This is a genomic window from Mucilaginibacter sp. UYP27 (assembly GCF_040547175.1).
Lineage (GTDB): Bacteria > Bacteroidota > Bacteroidia > Sphingobacteriales > Sphingobacteriaceae > Mucilaginibacter.
The window spans coordinates 41,676-58,663 of the sequence record NZ_JBEPPE010000007.1 but is presented as its reverse complement, the minus strand read 5'-3'; the positions used below and the strand labels follow the sequence as shown (position 1 = coordinate 58,663).

Below are 16,988 nucleotides of genomic sequence, written 5' to 3'. Positions count from 1 at the left end.
TGGGTTTGGATAATTGCCACCCATTTGATGAGGGTAAGCGTATCGCTAAAAATTTTTCGACGACACTACATGGTTTTGGCTTTGCCAAGGTTAGCTATAATTACCTCTACATTAAATGTTTGTGCCGATGCTTTGCAGAAGAAGGCAGCCGAATTAACAAACAGCGTGAATAGTTTTTCAGGCATTAAGATATATGAATAATTGCAATGCACGAACGGGGGTTTTGATGATTGTATAACAACAGTTGCCTAATTAGATGTTCTAATTCAACTCATTCAAAGTCCCCGCCCGCTCGTTATGCCAAAATAGCCGGTAGCAGCCTGCTACTTTTATTTATCACAAAACATCAAACCAAAATGAAAACAAAATTTACCACCGTGCTATGCCTGCTGATAGCGGCTATTGCAACAACAACACAATCATGCAAAAAGGATGGCGCAGGGCCCGGCGGCGCTATTGAAAACTCCCTGGTTAAAGATATGGTAATCACCTATACAAACAGCCTGGATAATGCCCACTTCGATTACGACGACCAACAACGCGACAAAAGCTGGGCATACTCCGAGCTTAAAATAGAAAAATCGTTCGGCGGGCCGCAGTACACATCCAGCATGCAGATAGATGCCCAGGGGCGCGTAACGCAGGTAGACACCAAAGGCCTTAACGGGGTGGGAAACGACTACCGCTTATTGTATTCTTATGATGACCAGGGCCGTGTTAAATCTATTCTGACTAAATCAAAATTCACCACTACTAACTATCGAGACGAAAGCCAAACCGATTTTATTTATGATGCGGACAATAACCTGAGCAAAATAAAACGCGGGTACATGCAATACAATTACTACACAGTTACCGCTTTTAGCGATTTTAAGGCTGAGTTTAAAAACTCGTTAAGCACCAAAAATTTCGGCTTTAACCAGTTTGGCACAGCATCTTACCCTTCGTTTTTTATGGATGCAGGCGGCAGCGGCCACAGCGGCGCTACCTTTTATATGTTTGGCGGTAACCTGATGCCCGGCAAATACACCACCCGCGATTACCTTAAAAGCGACGACTCGCCAAAAACGGTTGAGCAAACTCTTTACACGTACAATTATCAGAAAGATAGCAATGGGCGCATAACCCGTATCGAAGCCAATTACTTCCAGGGACAAAAGGAAACTTACGCTATCAGTTACTATTGATGAAATTTTCCCATAAAGAAAGCCCTTTTAAATATTTAGAAGGGCTTTCGCTTTACTTTAATTTCTACTTTTTAGACCTGCCCTGCTCAATAAAGGCTTTAATTTCATTTACGTCGTTTTTGCTGAAGCCGTGTACTTCTACCTTGTTACCGCTGTGGTAAAAACGGATGGTAGAATAGCCGATAAGTGGTGTATCTATCTCCACTGCCGAAATGCTGTCATAAGCGATGGTGGTGGTATCGCCGCTAAACAGTCCGGGGATTTTTATAGTGATACCGTTCTCTTCAGTCATTATCTCTGCCGGGAACATTTTATTCCCTTCCGACAGGCGCGATGCTACGTATTTCATATGTTATGGTATTTTAAGTTTTATATAATACGGTGCAATATAGGTTATTAGTATGTATAGCATAGCGCGGTACCACAAAGTAACCTTTAGGTTAGCCTAACTATACTTAAAGCTGACACACTTTATTTTATTTTTAGCTTATTTGCACTTATGGAAATTGGCATCAGCACATTTGGAGAAGTTAACCCCGCAGGCGCTGTAGGTAACGACCGCGCGGCTTATGAGCGGGTACAGCAATTGTTGGACGAAGTAAAACTGGCCGATGAGGTTGGCTTGGATATTTTTGCCTTCGGCGAGCACCACCGGCCCGATTTTGTGATTTCATCGCCCGAAATTTTTATCGCAGCAGCAGGCGCAATCACCAAAAATATCCGCCTATCCAGCTCGGTAACGGTTTTAAGTTCTGCCGACCCTGTGCGCACATTCCAAAACTTTGCCACTGCCGACCTTATATCCGGCGGCCGGGCCGAGATGATAGCGGGCCGTGGCTCGTTCATCGAATCGTTCCCGCTGTTTGGTTATAACCTTGACGATTACGACGAACTGTTTGAAGAAAAGCTTGACCTGCTGATGCAGATAAACAAAACCGTAAACCTTACCTGGAAGGGCAAGTTCCGTGCGCCTATAAATAACCAGGGCATTTACCCCAGGCCATTGCAACAGCAACTGCCTATATGGATAGGCGTTGGCGGTACACCTGCATCTGCCATGCGCGCGGGGAGGCTTGGCTTACCATTGATGATAGCTATACTGGGCAGCGCCCCAAAACATTTTGTACCGTTTGTTGAATTGTACCGCGAGTCGGCAGAGAAGGCCGGGCATGATGTTAGCAAATTACAGCTGGGTATCTCATCCCAATTTTTAGCTGCCGATACCGCACAAGAAGCTAAGGATGCTTTTTATCCGTCGTACGAAGCATTAATGAACCGGGTTGGCCGCGACAGGGGCTGGTCGCCCATGAGTACCGACCAGTTTGAGTACCTGCGTACTGATGGACCGTTAATTGTTGGCGATGCGCAGGAAGCTATAGATAAAATAATGGCACAGTACGAGTTATTTGGCAATACCCGTTTTTTAGCGCAGTTGGTTACCGGCCACACCCCGCATCATAAAATACTAAAAGCAATAGAACTACTGGGCACCAAAGTGGCGCCAGCGGTACGGAAAGAGATTAACGGTTAGCACCCGATATAAAATGTTTAAAGGCAAGGCTATCCCCTTTAAACACGTCAAAATCAACTGTGTGGCCTATCCCGTTCACATGTCCGGTTTCGGAGTGTTGCCAAAATTTCCAGTTGGTGCGTACGCTTACGTTTAACTTATCCTGGTTGTAGTGCGCAATCCACAACGGGTAATCATCAAAATAACCGGCAAGGTAATCACGGTAAAAGCTGATGCCGGTATAAATGATGGGCACTTCGCCGGTTTTATTTTCTACGTAGAGAAGAAAATCGCGCAGTTCTTTACGCATGGCGGCGGGCGTTTTACCATCAAGGCGTTCCACATCGGCTACGGGCGGCAGGCCACCGCTTTCGATTGATGAATTTTGTACAAAAAACCTCCCCTGCCACAAACCACTTTTTTTAGGGCGAAAGAAATGGTACGCGCCGCACGGGATGCCTGCTTTTTTAGCCTCTTTCCAGTTACGTTTAAAGTATGGGTCAACCGTAAGCAAGCCCTCGGTAGCTTTAATGAATGCGAAGCGGACGCGCACGCCATCTTCTTCCATGGCAACCACTTTCGGCCAGTTTATTTTGCCCTGCGCATACGATACATCAATACCATGGATCTCATAATTAGAAGGAATTTTGATACCGAAGCTTTTGTAGGCGCGGTAGTTGGGATCCTGGCCAATATCCCTAATCCATCGCCAGGTATATGATGCCGTTTTAATAATGTAAGGGTAATAAAATGGAGATAGTAATACCAACACAGCAAGCGCAACCAGGTAATATTTTAAGCGTGAAGGTGCTTTGGCTTTTTTCTTCCTACTGATGGTTTTCCTTTTAACAGGCGGGGCAGTTTTCTTTCTAACAGGCACGTGCAAAAGTAATTAATTTGAGGGTGCGGGCGATGCCAATCCAAACAAACCTATCTGCCGACTTGTTGCCAATACATGAGTAAGCAGCATAAAACCATCCTTAACGAGCCCGAGGAGATGCCCGTTATAAAACCCGAGCCCGAGATACAACAACCGCATGACCCAAAAACTCCCGAGATACCGGAAGAAAGCCCTGATGAATTACCAGATGAGATACCGCCCGAGGACGGGGGCAAGATCATTTAAAAACCTTAAATCGCCCCTTTAGGATGATAAGCCTCTATCTTATCGGCCAGCAGATGCAATATATTCTCGTTAACGTGGCCTGGGTTTTGGCAGATCTGTAAAAGATGTTGTGCATCCGGCTCAAAACTGGCTATAAATACACCATTTTCAAACACGCGGTACTTGCAACGCCCGTCGTCAGGATGCGGGTACTCCCCTATCTCAAACTGATAGGTTTTGGCATCTTTTGTAACTGTTACTTGATAGCTTTCCATATGTTTATAACGATTCAAAATTTCAAATGTTTATTATAAATGAGGGTCGGTTTCCAACACACACTTCTCGTTTTACCTTATTTTAGATGAACCGCAAATTGCGAGGTTAACAAAAGTGATCAGTCTGAAACATAAAGCGCCATTTACTTTACTGTAATCTTACTTTTCTTAAAAATTACCGCCCATTTTTCTAAAAACAATGGCGACAATGTGGCTTCCTTAACAGCAACGAAATTTATAAACAGGGCAGATTTACCCTGAATTACATAATACAATTGCGACTCGGGCTTGGCGCTATTTATAAAAGAAGAAGCCTGAAGCTTGAACATGATCCAGTTGTAGCCGTTCGTTTGGCTTTGCTCAATTACCATTAGCTTAGCATCCTTAGCACGTTTTTGCATTTGGGCAAGAAATACAGGAGGGATTTGAGAAAGCGGCCTCTTGGCGTTTTTCAGTACCAACATAGTACCAAGTATGGACCAGTTTTGCAAGGTTTGGTTACCCGGGATCATCTCAACCATTTGTTGCGTGGCACCCTGCTGGTTAGAGCCTATCTTCCATTGATATGCTGTTGGCCAAAAAATTTTTAAAACTTCTTGTTTCGGCTGGGCTTGAATACCCATTGCCGCCATACACAGTATCATAAATAATGTTATCCCCTTCGTCCTGATCATATTATGAGTCATTTAAAGCAACTTACATTACATAACCAACATCTGGCCCTGCGGTTTGGCTTATGTGATAAGTTAACTGCAAATACTAAGCATAAACGTTCTAAAACGAAGAAGCTCTTTTAAGATTTTTGCGAATCGACAACCAGCCAAACCAATCATTGGTTGGTGTTAAACTTCTCCAAACCTCATAACATTTCATATAAGTAAATAAATGTTACTTATTATAAAAACATTTAACTACTAATGTGTTTATAATTTATCTCCATTGCATTATGGGGGTTAACTAAATCATAAACTCAAACAACAAAAATGGCACATTTAGAAGTAGAACCAAAAAAATCAACCCCGTGGATCTGGATCCTGTTAGGGCTGGTTGTGTTAGCTGTCTTATTTTTCCTATTAAAGGGATGCGGCAACGGCACAGCAAACAAAGTAGCAACCGATTCGACCACCGCAGTTACAGACACCTCGGCAGGCAATGCTGTGGCGGCTACTCAACCCGATTGGAGCAAAGTAGATTTCAACGCCCCTGAAACTCCGGATGCGGATATTACCGATAAGGACGTTAGCGTGCGTGGAAATGACCAATACACAATTTACAGCCTTGGCGAAAACATCTTATTTGCTACCGATAAAAATACACTGCAAGGGAGCGCTGATGCTAAATTGATGCAAGTTACAGCATCGTTAAAAAAACGTTTTGAAGGCGCAGTAATAGGCGTTTATGGCAGTACCGATGCAACAGGCGATGCAGCACATAACAAACAATTAGGTACCGACCGCGCAAACGCGGTTAAAGACTGGCTTGTAAAAAGTGGCATCAGTACCGATAAGATCTCTGTACAATCGCTTGGCGAAACCGAACCGGTAGCTACCAACGATACAAAAACAGGCAGGCAGCAAAACAGGAATGTATCAATTGTAGCGTTCCCCGCTAAATAATTAACCACATTTAAAAATACTATTATGGCATTTGAAGAAGAAAATAAATACAACCACCTGGAAGAGCTTAATGGAAGTGATTACCAGATAGTGGACGGCGAACCGGATATTACCGGCTGGAACGTAATTGACCGCCAGGGCCGCAAAATTGGAGAAGTTGACGACGTGCTGTTCGATCCAAAAACACGCGATGTGCGTTACATGATCATCGATCTGGCCGAAAACGAGTTAGACATTGAGGAAGAGAAAAAAGTATTGGTACCTATAGGCATTGCCGAACTGCGCAACCAATATAATGAAGACAACACTGAAATCGATACGATTACAGAAGTTAACCGCACTGGCGAGGAAACCGACGATGATGAAGACACTTTTGATAACGAAGTGGTTTACCTGCCTTCGGTAACTGCCGGGCAATTACTTGCTTTGCAGGGATACGAAAAAGGCAATCTATCGCCGGATAAGGAGACTGCGATAAGGAATGTTTTCGAACCAACCACCACTGATGCTATTGTGGTGTACCAGGCAGATACCTTTTATACGCACGAACATTTCAATAACAAGATCTATCCAAGGAATGATTCTCAGGTTTCTGACGAATTAGGCCGCTCGGATTTTGATAGCGATACAGATGCCGAAAGCAGCGATCGCAACAAGTCAACATTCTAATCTGATCTTATAATGAGGGCCGGCCGATTGAATTTTGCCGGCCCTTTTTATGCCTATTATTTCAAACAACCAATATTATAAAAATGAAAAAAACACACTTATTATCTTTTGTATCGGCCGCCGCATTGATCGCAGCTATACAATTCACATCATGTAAAAGCAAACAGAGTAACGAAGGTGCCGACACGGCAACTGTAAAAATGGACACCCCTGCAACTACAGCCCCGGTAACCATGGCAACCGACGACCAGTTAGCTACAGGCGTTAAAGACGCGACCAAAGATTTCCCCGGTGTTACCGCAACGGTAGATAAAGGAGAGATTACCTTGACAGGTAACATTACACGCGATAAATTACCCATGTTAATGATGGCGTTAAACTCGTTGCACCCAAAAAAAATCAACAATAATTTAACCATAAACAAATAACTATGGCACTACAGGAAAAATATGCGGAACTGATACAAGCCGCAAAAAATGCGGGCGTAACAGACTTGCAAGTTCGTGAGCAGGATAACGTGCTTTACATTGACGGTAAAACCGGCGATGGCGCTGTGAAAGATTCGTTATGGGATGTTTACAACAAAATAGATCCGGACTTTCGCGCCGGCGACCTGATCCTGAACATTGATGCATCTGCAGCAGCAGGCAGCCAGGCCAGGGTAACTACAGAATCTTCCAACTTAAATATCAGAAAAGGCCCGGGCACCGACCAGCCAATTGTTGGTAAAGCGGCGCATAACTCAACAGTAACGGTAGTAAGCCGTGCCAATGAACAATGGAGCCTGGTACGTACCGATAAGGGAGAAGAAGGGTACGCTTACACGCAGTATTTAACTCAACTATAACTAAAAAAACATAACATGTTCGATCAAATATTAGACCTTGTAAAAAGCCACCTGGGCGGCAATCCTCAGGTTGCAGAACAAATCCCTGCTGATAAAGCAGACGAAGTACACCGCGAAGTTGCAACCCATATTGACAGCGGCATCAAAGAGCAGGCTTCTCAGGGCGGCATCGGCGATATGTTATCATCCTTGGCCGGAGGGCTTAGCTCGGGCAGCCCAATTACCAGCGCAATTGAAGGCGGGTTGGTTGGTAGCTTAGGTAGTAAGTTTGGTTTGCCACCCGCGGTAACCGGCGCCATTGCTGCTGCATTGCCGGGGCTTTTGCAAAAGTTTGCCCACAAAGCCAACGATCCTAACGACAGCAGCATTACCCCTGATAGTATCACTAAAAGCATTTCGGGTGGCGGCTTAGGAAGCTTATTTGGGAATTAAGCTGAGTATTTGATAAATATGCCCGCTAACATTATTAGCGGGCATATTTTAGCTGACTATACCAGCAATGCCCCTTAAATAACTATTGAGTGGCACTGTTTTTAAGTTTCAGATACAAGCTGTATCCATCTTTCTATTTATTGACGCGAAATACTACCGGTGTAACTGCCTGTAATGGGGCCACGACTGGTTGTAGCGTCAACTGTAATCTTATAACTGTCGCCGTCTTTTACAACGTCGATCTTTCCGCCGGTAAGCACATGCGCATCAGCTATGCCAAGATTTACATTACCGCCTGCAAAATTTGTTGCCGGATTATAGGTAGGGTCGGCATTCTCTTTAAAGGTAAAGCTACCTTCGGGGATGATTTCGCCTGTTTTGTAAAAGAAAAGTTGGATCCACTGGCTGGTTTCGCTACCTTCCAAAACGAGGCTTAACGTATTAGCACCGGCAATATTTTGTACGGTGTAATTGCTGCTGGCAATTTTTTCTTCTTTACCCTGGTAAACGTACTTGTTGTTACCGCTTGCCCCGGGGTTGTCACTGTTGTCTTTTTTGCAACCTGCAGCAAATACGGTAAGCATTATAAGCAGGTAAAGGGATGTTTTTAAAGTTTTCATGGCTTTTGTTTATTACGTTAATTGTTTAATGAAATAAATATAGGAGCACACCACTCCCTTTTTTTTGACAGTGAGTGAGCAGCTACTTACAATGAGCGAACGTCCTTTTAGCGTCTATTTGACGGCAAGCCGTTTTCGAAAATTAAATTTGATAAGCAGTTTATCCGGCAGTCATTTCTAAACAGAAAGGGATTTACCGATTCCTATATCCAGAATTCCTCCAACATCTTTTTTTAACTCGCCAAAAAGTTTCTTAATGGCGTTATACAAACTGGTGCGGCAGGCTGCAAAATTCTCAACGAACTTATTGAGTAACCGGTTGCCACCAAACATGCATTTTCATAATTTACTGCATACCCAATATGTGGTAAACGCGGTTACCGAAATTGGCTTTATTTGCAAAATAAATGACCGCGATATGGCTATAGTGCAAACCGCTGCATGGTTTCATGATACGGGTTATTGCTATGCATATTTGGGGCACGAGGATAACAGTATAGGAATTGCCGCAACCTTTTTAAAGCAGGAAGATGCCGAAGGTAGTTTTACCGATGAAGTTGTAGCTTGTATCACAGCTACCAAAATGCCGCAGTCGCCGCAAAACTTGTTACAGCGAATTATGTGCGATGCAGATATGTTCCACCTGGCAGATGATGATTACCCGGCTTATGCATCCCGCTTACGCACCGAATGGGAACTTGTTTTAAGCCAGCGATACAGCGACGAGCAATGGCGACAAACAAACTTAAACATGCTGATACAGCATAAGTATTTCACCGATTACGGAAAAACCACATTACAACAACATAAGCTTGCCAATATTGATAAGTTACTGCGCTAATACTGTTGCCATTGGCATGGCATTTCTCCAATTTTAAGTGTTAATTTTATAGGGTGAAGATTTTAATAGTAGAAGACGAGGCCGGGCTGCGCGACAGCATCGAGTCCTATTTTACAGGCAGCGACAGCATCTGCGAAACAGCGGGCGACTTTACAACGGCCCTGGCTAAGGTAAGCGTTTACCGCTACGATTGTGTGATACTTGACCTTACCCTGCCACAAGGTACCGGGCTGGATATCGTTAAACACTTAAAAGAGAACGGGCATAACGATGGGGTGCTTATCATATCTGCCAAAAACTCATTGGACGACCGCCTAACCGGGCTCGATCTGGGTGCCGATGATTATCTAATCAAACCCTTTCACCTTTCCGAACTAAGGTCGCGGGTTACAGCTATTGTAAGGCGGCGTACATTCAATGGCAGTAGTGTTCTTAAGTTTAACGAGATCAATATCGACCTGGACGCAAAAACTGTAAAGGTGAATGACGCAATTGTTAAATTTACCCGAAAGGAGTATTCGCTTTTGCTTTACTTCATAGCCAACAAGGGCAAAGTGGTATCGAAGAGCGCCATTGCAGAGCACCTTTGGGGCGATAGCATCGATATTGCCGATAACTTCGATTTCATATACTCTCACATCAAAAACCTCCGCAAAAAACTGGTTGAAGCCGGCGCGAACGACTACATACAGGCCGCCTACGGTATGGGTTATAAATTTACCGATGCATGAAGTTATTTGACAAATACAACCGCGTTAATATCGGCGTAACCATCATAATAATGCTGGTTACAGGTATAGTTTATTACTACACTATCAGCCATATTTTAACCGGTCAAATTGATAAGGACCTTGTTCTTGAAGAAAATGAAGTTTTTAGCTACGTAAACAAAAACCATCGCCTGCCCGATGTTTACGAAAGCAACCATCAGCAAATAGTTTTTGCCCCGCTTAAGCAGCAAAAGGCGCAGCGCCGTTTTTTAGATACTGTTTACCGCGACGATGATGAAAAAGACATGGAGGCCGCACGTGCGCTCATCAGTTCGGTAACGGTAGCGGGACAAAATTATAGGATAATAGTAACCCAGTCAAAGGTAGAAACTGAGGACCTGATCCAGATCATCTTTCTGATTACTATCGGTGTAATAATTGCCCTGCTGGCTATTTTGATAATCCTAAACCGGGTAATTTTAAAAAGCATCTGGAAACCCTTTTATAAAGTACTATTCCAACTTAAAGAATTTAGCCTGGCAAGCCACCCAACAGTTAGCAGCACTCCCTCTACTATAGATGAGTTTACCGAGCTGAACCAGGCCGTTATCAACATGGCCGACCGGGTAAAAAGTGATTATCAAAACCTAAAAGTGTTTACCGAAAATGCCTCGCACGAGTTGATGACACCCATCTCTATCATCAACTCAAAACTGGATACGCTAGTGCAAACAGATGAGTTTACCGATAAGCAAAGCAAACTACTGAATGATATTTATGGCACGGTTACCCGTTTAACACGACTGAACAAATCCATGTTATTACTTGCCAAAATAGAGAACGGGCTCATAAAGGATAACACCGATGTAAATGTGAAATTGGTACTGGAAGAATGCGTTTATCAGCACGAGGAGATGATCCATCAACTGGGCATCAACCTAAAAACAACCTTAGGTGAAAAACAATTACTGGTGAATAAATCGCTCATCGAGATCTTATTAAACAACCTGCTAAGTAACGCTATCAGGCATAATTACCAAAACGGGGAATTATCTATTGAATTGGATGCAGAAAAGCTTACCATCACAAATACCGGTAAAGGCTCTTTTGATTTTGATAAGGTGTTGAAACGCTTCCATAAATCTGACGGGTCAGAAGGTATCGGCCTTGGCTTAACCCTTTGTAAACAAATCTGCGACAATTACGGCTTTACTCTTCGGTATAAACAAGAGGGTAAAATACACGCGTTCTCTGTAATATTTTAATTATCCCAAATCCCTACAATTTTAGTCCAAACTAAATACAGATTGCGCGGATAGTTTAGTATAAAAACAACTAAACATGAAAATCATTAAAACAACAGCGGCTATTTTAATAGCAACAACTGTAGGCCTAACAGCTACAGCCCAACAAATCAATTCAACCCATGTACCGGCAGTAGCAAAGGTAGCATTTGAGAAAGCTTACCCCGGCATTAAATCTGTTAAATGGGAAAAAGAAAAAGGCGATTTTGAAGCTGGCTTTAAGCAGGGCAGCAAAGAAATGTCGGCGGTGTTTAAGGCTGATGGCACGCAGGTAGAATCTGAAATGGAAATAAATGCAGCCACCCTGCCTGCAACCGTAATTGTATATGTAAAACAACATTACAAAGGCGCGGTTATAAAAGAGGCTGCAAAAATTACTAAAACAGCCACGGGCGAGGTAAACTACGAGGCCGAAGTAAAAGGCAAGGACCTGCTTTTTGACAGCGCAGGCAAATTCATAAGAATAGCGCAAGATTAAATGACAGACCCCGGCCCTTCAGCGGGATAATGTGGCAGGTTAAGATGCTGCGGGTATAACCATCCGCAGCATTTTTTTATCCCACAAAATGTTTACAGATTTAGTTAGCAGATTTACGATGGAAACTACATAACTTAATACCCATAGCCGTATCCCGGATGAAATATTTTATCAACCTGCTTCTGCTCCTATTACTCACCACAACCTGTTTTTCGCAAAGCAAAACTTTGGATGATTACCTGCAGCAGGCGGTAAAAAATAGTCCGCTAATTAAAGATCTTAACAACCAGATCCTGTCGGCAAAATTAGATAGCGTGCGCATCCGTGCGGGGTTTAAGCCACAGGTTACCGCAAGCAGCGCGGGTTTATACGCACCTGTAATACGCGGGTACGGTTATTCATCTGCCATTACCAACGGGCAATCATTAAACGGCTTGGTAACAGTAAGCAAAGCATTTATTGGCAAAGGATATTTGAACGCCCAGTTTGCAGGGCTCGGCATCCAAAACGATTCGTTACGGAACAGCATCCGGCTATCTGAACAAGACCTCCGCCGAACAATCATTGGCCAGTATATCACTGCTTACGGCAGCCTGCAACAACAACGCTTTAACCAGGAAGTGGTTAGTTTGCTAAGCAAAGAAGAAGACTTGCTGAAACGCCTTACCCGCGGCAACGTTTACCGCCAAAGCGATTATCTTACCTTTTTGGTGACCTTAAAACAGGCGCAGTTGCAACTATCGCAAACCCGTTTGCAATATAAAACGGATTACGCCACGCTCAATTATTTATCCGGCGTAGCCGACACCACCATTTTTGAGATAGGTAAACCAGACCTGCAAAAAACAGTAAACGCGACAGACCGTAGCGCCAGCATCTTTTTCAAACAGTTTCAGTTGGATAGCATCAGGTTAAACAATAGCCGTAAACTTATCGATTACAGCTATCGCCCCAAGCTGAGCGTTTTTGCCGACGGTGGTTATAACTCTGATTTGACAGCGCAGTATTATAAAAACTTTGGCACAAGTGTAGGCTTTAGCGTGAGCATGCCTTTGTATGACGGCGGGCAACGCAAACTACTTTATAAAAAGCTAACCCTTGAGCAGGAAACCAGCCGCAGCTACAAGGCTTTTTTTAACAATCAATATACACAGCAAATAAACCAGCTTAACCAGCAAATTGGCGAGTATGATAAACTGATAGCCGAGATAAACGACCAGTTCAAATACTCGGAAAGCCTGATAAAGGTAGATACCAAGCTGCTGCAAACCGGCGACCTTAAAATTGCCGACCTGATACTGGCTGTGAATAATTACCTCACTATAAAAAACCTGCTTACACAAAACACCATCAGCAGGCTGCAACTTATTAATCAACTAAATTACTGGAGCAGATAATATATGAACCGATATTACAAGCCACTTACTATAATATTTGCCTGTTTAATTATAACAGCGTTTTACTCCTGCGGTGGCACTACCCCTGCCGGCGAAGAAGCTGCTGTAGAATCGCAAACACCTGTAACAGTCACCACTATTGGCAACAGTGCCCTGGCAGATACCATTGAGTTGAACGCCACCTCATCGTTCCTACAAAAAAATTATGTGAGCGCCAATGCCATTGGTTATATTCAAAAGGTAAATGTGCAGCCGGGGCATTATGTAGAAAAAGGCCAGTTGATGTTCACCCTAAAAACCAAGGAGGCGCAAAGCATTGGCAATACCATTAACGTACTCGATACCACCTTTAAGTTCTCGGGCGTTAACAATATCCGGGCATCGCGCAGTGGTTTTGTTACCCAACTACTGCACCAGGTTGGCGATTATGTGCAGGATGGCGAACAGCTTGCCATCATCAGCGACCGTGAAAGCTTTGCCTTTGTGCTACAACTGCCTTATGAATTAAGAAGCGTTATCGCCAACAACCAAAACATGACACTCACCCTGCCCGACGGTGAAAAACTGAACGGCCACATTGCCTCGTTGATGCCATCGGTAGATACACTTTCGCAAACGCAGGGCATCGTTATCAAAGTAAACAACATCCACCCAATTCCCGAAAACCTGGTAGCTAAATCGCTCATCATTAAAACAGCAAAAAGCAGTGCGCCATCTTTGCCAAAATCGGCAGTGTTATCAAACGAAACGCAAAACGAGTTTTGGGTAATGAAGCTGATAAATGATACAACCGCGGTAAAAACCCCTATAAAAAAAGGCATCGAATCGGGCGGGAAGATAGAGATCTTATCCCCCACATTTAACCAAACCGACCGTATAGCGGTAACCGGCAATTATGGTTTGGCTGATACCGCCAAGGTTAAAATTGTAAAATAATGGATAGCCTTAACAACTTTTTCATCAGCCATAAAAAGCCCATCAGCTTAATGCTATTCATTATACTGCTGGGCGGTGGGTTTGCCTATTCCAGGCTGCAAACCTCGCTATTCCCCGAAATTACTTTCCCCAAAATAAAGATCATTGCCGATGCTGGCCTGCAGCCGGTAAACAAAATGATGGTTACGGTTACCAAGCCGCTTGAAAATGCTGTTAAACAAGTCCCCGATTTGCATTACGTACGCAGCACCACCAGCCGCGGCAGTTGCGAGATCTCGGCCTATATGAACTGGGATGCGGATATCGACCTGAGTCAACAACGCATAGAATCGCGCATAGCGCAAATAAAAAACCAGTTGCCACCCGAGGCAAATGTTACGGTAGAGAAGATGAACCCCTCTATCCTACCCGTAAGTGGTTACACGCTGGAGAGCCATAACCTATCGCCTATTGAGTTGAAGCAACTTGCAACTTATACGGTAAAACCGTTCTTGTCACAAGTGGATGGGGTATCAGAGATCCGCGTGATAGGTGGAAAAACTAAAGAATATTGGCTGGTGCTGAACCGCCAAAAAATGAGCGCGCTGGGCTTAACACCCGATATGATCACCAATACGCTGGCACAAACGGCGTTCATTAAATCCAACGGTTACCTGTCAGATTTCAAGATGCTGTACCTCACCGTTACCGATGCCAGCGTAAACACGAGCGAGCAATTGCAAAACCTGGTAGTTAGCAACAATCGCAAAAGGGTTATCCAGCTAAAAGATGTTGCCGAGATCCAGATAAACCCTGGTATCGAATACACCAAAATAAACGCCAACGGGCACGAAGGTGTGCTGATAGCTGTCATCAAGCAGCCAAATTCCAACCTGGTGGACCTGTCTGCCGCCATGACAAGCAAAGTGGCCGAGTTACAAAAAGTGCTGCCCAAAGGTGTATCTATAAAACCATATTACGTGCAGGCCGATTTTGTGAACGAATCTGTAAAAAGCGTAAGTGATAGCCTGTGGATAGGTTTAGCGCTGGCTATTATTGTGGCTATTATTTTTTTGCGGTCGTTAAAGGCGAGTGCTACAATTTTGATAACTATCCCGGTTACATTAGGGCTTACGCTGATAATTTTATATGCTGTAGGCTACACCCTCAACATCATGACGCTGGGGGCCATTGCAGCTGCAATAGGTTTAATAATTGATGATGCCATTGTGGTGGTTGAACAGATTCACCGCACGCACGAGGAGCACCCGGAAGAACCAACCGTAACGCTGTTGCAAAAGGCTATTAATTATTTATTCCCGGCTATGGTAGGCTCATCGGTGAGTACTATTGTGATATTTATTCCATTTTTATTGATGACGGGTGTTGCAGGCGCGTACTTTAAAGTTATGACCGATACCATGATCATTACCCTCGTATCATCCTTTTTTGTAACCTGGATAGGCCTGCCTGTTATTTACCTGCTGCTTACCAAAAACTCGGAAGCAAATACCCTTGGTAAAAAAGCAGAGGCACATGAAGTAAAAAGGCAACGCTGGGTATCATTTTTTATATTGCGCCCTGTTATGAGTATCATTATAATTGCGCTGCTCGTTGCTGTGATCATCATTATTCCCGGCAGGCTGGAAACAGGTTTTTTGCCCGATATGGACGAAGGGAGCATCGTACTTGACTACACCTCCCCTCCCGGAACCTCCCTCGAAGAAACCGACCGCATGCTGCGCGAGATAGAAAAAGTAATTATCAAGGAACCCGATGTTGCCGCATACTCGCGCCGTACAGGTACGCAAATGGGTTTCTTTATCACCGAACCAAACACCGGCGATTACCTTATTCAACTTAAAAAAGGGCACAGTAAAACATCCGAAGAAGTCATCAGCGACCTTCGCGCCCATATAGAAGCAACACAGCCAGCCCTCCGGGTTGATTTTGGGCAGGTAATTGGCGATATGCTAGGCGACCTGATGACATCTACCCAGCCCATAGAAATAAAGGTTTTTGGGGACAACCAGACAAAACTACAGGCATTATCTAAACAAGTAGCCGCCATTGTAACGAGTGTTAAAGGCACTGCCGATGTATTTGACGGTATTATTATCGCCGGCCCATCGGTGGATATTGTTCCCGATTACGCAAAGCTGGCGCAATACAACCTCACGCCTGCTGCTTTACAAACACAGGTACAATCGGCATTAGAGGGGAACGTAATTGGCAACCTGTTTGAGCGCGAACAGCAATCGCCTATTCGAATGGTTTACCCCGGCAACCGTATGCAGGATGTGGCAGGTATAAAACGCCTTAACCTATTTTTACCCGATGGCAGGTTGATCCCTATTACCCAGTTAGCCAATGTAAACCTGCGTACAGGTGATGCCGAAGTAGAGCGCGAAAACCTGCAGGCAATGGGTGTAATCAGTGCCCGTTTAGAGAACAGCGACCTGGGCAGTGTTATACCCGCCATACAAAAAGGCATTGCAGAAGCAGTAAACCTGCCAGCCGGCTACCATGTAGAATACGGCGGCGCTTATGCCGAGCAGCAACAAAGCTTTAAGGAATTATTGATGATCCTGATTACCGCCAGCCTGTTAGTATTTGGGGTGATATTGTTTCTGTTCAAGCAATTCAGGATAGCGTTACTGATACTGGTGGTGGCGGTTTTGGGGATTGGCGGCAGCTTGCTTGCCATGTTCCTGACCAATACACCGCTTAACGTAGGCAGCTACACCGGGCTTATCATGATAGTGGGGATAATTGGCGAGAATGCCATTTTTACCTTTTGGCAGTTTCGCGAAAGCGCAAAAGAAAGCAGTATTGATGACGCCATCGTGTACTCCATATCAACCCGCCTTCGGCCTAAATTAATGACAGCACTTGGGGCTATAATTGCGCTGATGCCATTGGCGTTGGGCATAGGTGCCGGGGCCCAACTACACCAGCCATTAGCCATAGCCGTAATAGGTGGTTTTTTAGCTGCGTTGCCGTTATTGCTAATTGTGCTGCCAAGCATGCTTCGGGTATTTTACCGCGATCATGTATTCGCCAAAAAATAAAGGTAAATGGT

The 16,988-nt window shown here is 44.2% G+C and carries 20 protein-coding genes; 15 read left to right on the top strand and 5 right to left on the bottom strand.

The annotated features are described in order from the left end of the window. The first annotated feature begins 356 nt into the window (after nt 1-356). Entirely contained in the window at nt 357-1,187 is an 831-nt protein-coding gene (locus ABIB39_RS18620) for a hypothetical protein (protein ID WP_354431691.1), read from the top strand. Nucleotides 1,188-1,251: 64 nt separating this feature from the next. Here the strand turns inward: ABIB39_RS18620 and ABIB39_RS18615 are convergent, their stop codons facing one another. Then, nucleotides 1,252-1,536: a hypothetical protein gene (locus tag ABIB39_RS18615; RefSeq protein ID WP_354431690.1), complete on the bottom strand. Its 285-nt coding sequence runs from the start codon at nt 1,534-1,536 to the stop codon at nt 1,252-1,254. Between the two features lie 150 nt (nt 1,537-1,686). Here ABIB39_RS18615 and ABIB39_RS18610 point away from each other — a divergent pair, with 150 nt between their 5' ends. Then, nucleotides 1,687-2,718: an LLM class flavin-dependent oxidoreductase gene (locus ABIB39_RS18610; RefSeq protein ID WP_354431689.1), complete on the top strand. Its 1,032-nt coding sequence runs from the start codon at nt 1,687-1,689 to the stop codon at nt 2,716-2,718. On the opposite strand, the gene ABIB39_RS18605 is transcribed toward ABIB39_RS18610, so the two are convergent. Further along, entirely contained in the window at nt 2,708-3,577 is an 870-nt protein-coding gene (locus ABIB39_RS18605) for a glycoside hydrolase family 25 protein (protein ID WP_354431688.1), read from the bottom strand. The genes ABIB39_RS18610 and ABIB39_RS18605 overlap by 11 nt on opposite strands. A 75-nt stretch (nt 3,578-3,652) precedes the next feature. Here ABIB39_RS18605 and ABIB39_RS18600 point away from each other — a divergent pair, with 75 nt between their 5' ends. Next, complete coding sequence (locus tag ABIB39_RS18600; protein ID WP_354431687.1) at nt 3,653-3,823, top strand: hypothetical protein; 171 nt, start codon at nt 3,653-3,655, stop codon at nt 3,821-3,823. 5 nt (nt 3,824-3,828) lie between these two features. Here ABIB39_RS18600 and ABIB39_RS18595 read toward each other — a convergent pair whose 3' ends face one another. Then, nucleotides 3,829-4,077: a hypothetical protein gene (locus ABIB39_RS18595; RefSeq protein WP_354431686.1), complete on the bottom strand. Its 249-nt coding sequence runs from the start codon at nt 4,075-4,077 to the stop codon at nt 3,829-3,831. 143 nt (nt 4,078-4,220) lie between these two features. Then, entirely contained in the window at nt 4,221-4,751 is a 531-nt protein-coding gene (locus ABIB39_RS18590) for a hypothetical protein (RefSeq protein ID WP_354431685.1), read from the bottom strand. 309 nt (nt 4,752-5,060) lie between these two features. Between ABIB39_RS18590 and ABIB39_RS18585 the strand changes: the two genes are divergently transcribed. The 5 genes from ABIB39_RS18585 to ABIB39_RS18565 all read left to right on the top strand — a co-directional run bounded on the left by ABIB39_RS18585 (nt 5,061) and on the right by ABIB39_RS18565 (nt 7,641). Next, nucleotides 5,061-5,693: an OmpA family protein gene (locus ABIB39_RS18585; RefSeq protein WP_354431684.1), complete on the top strand. Its 633-nt coding sequence runs from the start codon at nt 5,061-5,063 to the stop codon at nt 5,691-5,693. A gap of 24 nt (nt 5,694-5,717) precedes the next feature. Beyond that, complete coding sequence (locus ABIB39_RS18580; RefSeq protein WP_354431682.1) at nt 5,718-6,362, top strand: PRC-barrel domain-containing protein; 645 nt, start codon at nt 5,718-5,720, stop codon at nt 6,360-6,362. 83 nt (nt 6,363-6,445) lie between these two features. Continuing rightward, nucleotides 6,446-6,790, top strand: a complete 345-nt coding sequence (locus ABIB39_RS18575; RefSeq protein ID WP_354431681.1) for a hypothetical protein — start codon at nt 6,446-6,448, stop codon at nt 6,788-6,790. 2 nt (nt 6,791-6,792) lie between these two features. Further along, nucleotides 6,793-7,209 (top strand): SH3 domain-containing protein, encoded by a 417-nt coding sequence (locus ABIB39_RS18570; RefSeq protein ID WP_354431680.1) that lies wholly within the window; start codon nt 6,793-6,795, stop codon nt 7,207-7,209. Between the two features lie 15 nt (nt 7,210-7,224). Beyond that, nucleotides 7,225-7,641 carry a hypothetical protein gene (locus tag ABIB39_RS18565; protein WP_354431679.1) on the top strand — a complete coding sequence of 139 codons (417 nt, stop codon included), beginning with the start codon at nt 7,225-7,227 and terminating at the stop codon, nt 7,639-7,641. 137 nt (nt 7,642-7,778) lie between these two features. Here ABIB39_RS18565 and ABIB39_RS18560 read toward each other — a convergent pair whose 3' ends face one another. Beyond that, complete coding sequence (locus ABIB39_RS18560; RefSeq protein ID WP_354431678.1) at nt 7,779-8,261, bottom strand: hypothetical protein; 483 nt, start codon at nt 8,259-8,261, stop codon at nt 7,779-7,781. Between the two features lie 256 nt (nt 8,262-8,517). On the opposite strand from ABIB39_RS18560, the gene ABIB39_RS18555 reads away from it, so the two are divergent. The 7 genes from ABIB39_RS18555 (at nt 8,518) to ABIB39_RS18525 (ending at nt 16,977) form a co-directional block, all read left to right on the top strand. After that, nucleotides 8,518-9,102, top strand: a complete 585-nt coding sequence (locus ABIB39_RS18555; RefSeq protein ID WP_354431677.1) for an HD domain-containing protein — start codon at nt 8,518-8,520, stop codon at nt 9,100-9,102. A 53-nt stretch (nt 9,103-9,155) separates the two neighbouring features. Continuing rightward, nucleotides 9,156-9,833, top strand: coding sequence for a response regulator transcription factor (locus tag ABIB39_RS18550; protein WP_354431676.1), 678 nt, complete (start codon nt 9,156-9,158; stop codon nt 9,831-9,833). Next, nucleotides 9,830-11,077 (top strand): sensor histidine kinase, encoded by a 1,248-nt coding sequence (locus tag ABIB39_RS18545; protein ID WP_354431675.1) that lies wholly within the window; start codon nt 9,830-9,832, stop codon nt 11,075-11,077. The genes ABIB39_RS18550 and ABIB39_RS18545 overlap by 4 nt, the downstream gene beginning before the upstream one ends. A 76-nt stretch (nt 11,078-11,153) precedes the next feature. Then, nucleotides 11,154-11,594, top strand: coding sequence for a PepSY-like domain-containing protein (locus ABIB39_RS18540; RefSeq protein ID WP_354431674.1), 441 nt, complete (start codon nt 11,154-11,156; stop codon nt 11,592-11,594). 158 nt (nt 11,595-11,752) lie between these two features. Further along, on the top strand, nt 11,753-12,991 hold the full coding sequence (locus ABIB39_RS18535; protein WP_354431673.1) for a TolC family protein: 1,239 nt from the start codon (nt 11,753-11,755) through the stop codon (nt 12,989-12,991). Between the two features lie 3 nt (nt 12,992-12,994). After that, on the top strand, nt 12,995-13,927 hold the full coding sequence (locus ABIB39_RS18530) for an efflux RND transporter periplasmic adaptor subunit (protein WP_354431672.1): 933 nt from the start codon (nt 12,995-12,997) through the stop codon (nt 13,925-13,927). After that, on the top strand, nt 13,927-16,977 hold the full coding sequence (locus ABIB39_RS18525) for an efflux RND transporter permease subunit (protein WP_354431671.1): 3,051 nt from the start codon (nt 13,927-13,929) through the stop codon (nt 16,975-16,977). Before ABIB39_RS18530 ends, ABIB39_RS18525 begins: the two co-directional genes overlap by 1 nt. Nucleotides 16,978-16,988 lie beyond the last annotated feature (11 nt).

Bases quoted from the DNA above. Each gene is read 5' to 3' on its own strand.
- ABIB39_RS18575 (WP_354431681.1), top strand. From the start codon at position 6,446: ATGAAAAAAACACACTTATTATCTTTTGTATCGGCCGCCGCATTGATC.
- ABIB39_RS18595 (WP_354431686.1), bottom strand. From the start codon at position 4,077: ATGGAAAGCTATCAAGTAACAGTTACAAAAGATGCCAAAACCTATCAG.
- ABIB39_RS18560 (WP_354431678.1), bottom strand. From the start codon at position 8,261: ATGAAAACTTTAAAAACATCCCTTTACCTGCTTATAATGCTTACCGTA.
- ABIB39_RS18585 (WP_354431684.1), top strand. From the start codon at position 5,061: ATGGCACATTTAGAAGTAGAACCAAAAAAATCAACCCCGTGGATCTGG.
- ABIB39_RS18555 (WP_354431677.1), top strand. From the start codon at position 8,518: ATGGCGTTATACAAACTGGTGCGGCAGGCTGCAAAATTCTCAACGAAC.
- ABIB39_RS18525 (WP_354431671.1), top strand. From the start codon at position 13,927: ATGGATAGCCTTAACAACTTTTTCATCAGCCATAAAAAGCCCATCAGC.
- ABIB39_RS18540 (WP_354431674.1), top strand. From the start codon at position 11,154: ATGAAAATCATTAAAACAACAGCGGCTATTTTAATAGCAACAACTGTA.
- ABIB39_RS18580 (WP_354431682.1), top strand. From the start codon at position 5,718: ATGGCATTTGAAGAAGAAAATAAATACAACCACCTGGAAGAGCTTAAT.
- ABIB39_RS18610 (WP_354431689.1), top strand. From the start codon at position 1,687: ATGGAAATTGGCATCAGCACATTTGGAGAAGTTAACCCCGCAGGCGCT.
- ABIB39_RS18615 (WP_354431690.1), bottom strand. From the start codon at position 1,536: ATGAAATACGTAGCATCGCGCCTGTCGGAAGGGAATAAAATGTTCCCG.
- ABIB39_RS18530 (WP_354431672.1), top strand. From the start codon at position 12,995: ATGAACCGATATTACAAGCCACTTACTATAATATTTGCCTGTTTAATT.
- ABIB39_RS18570 (WP_354431680.1), top strand. From the start codon at position 6,793: ATGGCACTACAGGAAAAATATGCGGAACTGATACAAGCCGCAAAAAAT.
- ABIB39_RS18535 (WP_354431673.1), top strand. From the start codon at position 11,753: ATGAAATATTTTATCAACCTGCTTCTGCTCCTATTACTCACCACAACC.
- ABIB39_RS18545 (WP_354431675.1), top strand. From the start codon at position 9,830: ATGAAGTTATTTGACAAATACAACCGCGTTAATATCGGCGTAACCATC.
- ABIB39_RS18590 (WP_354431685.1), bottom strand. From the start codon at position 4,751: ATGATCAGGACGAAGGGGATAACATTATTTATGATACTGTGTATGGCG.
- ABIB39_RS18565 (WP_354431679.1), top strand. From the start codon at position 7,225: ATGTTCGATCAAATATTAGACCTTGTAAAAAGCCACCTGGGCGGCAAT.
- ABIB39_RS18620 (WP_354431691.1), top strand. From the start codon at position 357: ATGAAAACAAAATTTACCACCGTGCTATGCCTGCTGATAGCGGCTATT.
- ABIB39_RS18600 (WP_354431687.1), top strand. From the start codon at position 3,653: ATGAGTAAGCAGCATAAAACCATCCTTAACGAGCCCGAGGAGATGCCC.